At 56.6% G+C, this 1,224-nt stretch carries 3 protein-coding genes; all 3 read right to left on the bottom strand.

All coding sequences use genetic code 11. The annotated features are described in order from the left end of the window. On the bottom strand, positions 1 to 283 hold a 283-nt coding region (locus tag FQY83_RS17490), incomplete at its 3' end, for a DUF3806 domain-containing protein (protein WP_146385382.1). A gap of 78 nt (positions 284 to 361) precedes the next feature. Then, positions 362 to 796: a hypothetical protein gene (locus FQY83_RS17485; protein ID WP_146389517.1), complete on the bottom strand. Its 435-nt coding sequence runs from the start codon at positions 794 to 796 to the stop codon at positions 362 to 364. Between the two features lie 75 nt (positions 797 to 871). Beyond that, positions 872 to 1,224, bottom strand: a 353-nt coding sequence (locus FQY83_RS17855; RefSeq protein ID WP_238333548.1) for a hypothetical protein, incomplete at its 5' end; no start/stop codon positions are given.

The following is a 1,224-nucleotide window of genomic DNA, read 5'->3' as shown; positions in this document are numbered from 1 at the left end:
TCAGCGCGGGGTCACGGCCATACTCATCCTCAACTGCAACCCAGTCCAGTCCCATGTGCTGCGCAAGTGCGTCACCAAATGTGATCCCGAGGCATTGCAGCTTGAGTGTGTCTGCTGCCGAGACCCATCCGTTAGTCAGAATTGCATCAACCAAGGCCAGCTTGCCCTCGACAGTGTTGTACTTGTCTAGGGCATGTGGCTCGTAGTGATTCTTGACCCAGTCGCGCTTCGCCTCAACGTCGGCGGAGTCCTCCTGGTTCATGGCTTCGATGATCTGTTTCATAGCGCCTAACGCCTGAATTAAGCCGCGCCGCGAAGCGGCGTCGGCTTGAATGAATTGTTAGGCGACAACATAGCAAAACTACACCTTCCCATGCTCGGGTGGCGTGCTGGCTTGTAGACGTGCGCAACCCCCAATGAAAAGCAGTGCGCCCAGCACCGATGCCGGTAGGGCAAAGAACGCAAAGATGACGGCGGTGCTGAAGGACAGCGAAGGGCTGCCTGACAAAGCTACCAAGACGCTGAGCGAGACCGCGGACGCGAGAGCTGCGGCAGTGGACATGAGGAACGCCGGAGCTTTAGTGGCCGGAAGACGCCTCCCGGCCCAGGGAGCGAGCATGAAACCAGTGAGATAAAGCGGTACTAGAAGTGCTAGCAGAATCAGCAGGGCATGGACGACGTTGCTAAAACTCAAAGGCGCGGAGAACATCGTAACGATGAACGGAAGCGCTACGAACAGAACTACCGGAAAGGAGAACGCCTTGAGCACTTCACGGCGGAAACTTGAAATCGCCATTCTGTCTCCTTGCCGCCTAACGCCTGAATTAAGCCGCGCCGCGAAGCGGCGTCGGCTTGAATGAATTGTTAGGCATCAGTCCCACCATGCCGTAACACCCTGAACGACAGGAGGCTCGATGCCCAACTCACCAATCTCGTCTGGATCGGCGAAGGCGACATAGTCTGGTTGAAGCGCCGAAAGAGCCTCAGTGAGCGCCTCCGGTTGGATAGTGCCCGCCACCAAAACTGTGTCTGTGAAAGGCCATGAGTCATCGTCTGGGTCAAGCTCGGAGATCAGGGCGTATACGGCGGTTACGTCAGGACGCTGAAGCAACCCAAGCAGAGTGTCTCGAAATAGCGGAACTCCGGGATGAGGGACAAGATTGCAGCCAATGGAACCTTCATCGTCGTTCCCGTCGAAGAATCGATCAAGTGGAACGACTTGCG

Source organism: Luteimonas marina (assembly GCF_007859325.1).
Classification (GTDB): Bacteria; Pseudomonadota; Gammaproteobacteria; order Xanthomonadales; family Xanthomonadaceae; genus Luteimonas; species Luteimonas marina.
Note: the sequence above shows the minus strand (reverse complement) of the source record. Positions and strands in the feature narration are given on the sequence as shown.